General features: G+C 54.3%; 1 rRNA gene. It reads left to right on the top strand.

The features are described 5' to 3' along the window. A 16S ribosomal RNA gene (locus I6E24_RS17665) occupies nt 1–256 on the top strand; the annotation flags it as partial.

Genomic DNA, 256 nt, shown 5'->3' with positions numbered 1-256 from the left:
TCATTTGGAGACAGATGAGCCGCAAGGCATGTATGAAGGTGCTGCATGGTTGTCGTCAGCTCGTGCCGTGAGGTGTCGGCTTAAGTGCCATAACGAGCGCAACCCTTTCTGCCAGTTACTAACAGTTAAAGCTGAGGACTCTGGCGGTACTGCCATCGTAAGATGTGAGGAAGGTGGGGATGACGTCAAATCAGCACGGCCCTTACGTCCGGGGCTACACACGTGTTACAATGGGGGGTACAGAAGGCAGCTTGCC

The sequence above is a fragment of the Bacteroides caecigallinarum genome, assembly GCF_021530995.1.
Taxonomy (GTDB): domain Bacteria; phylum Bacteroidota; class Bacteroidia; order Bacteroidales; family Bacteroidaceae; genus Phocaeicola; species Phocaeicola faecigallinarum.
The sequence above is the reverse complement of the archived record's forward strand: the minus strand, read 5'-3'. Positions and strand labels throughout refer to the sequence as shown.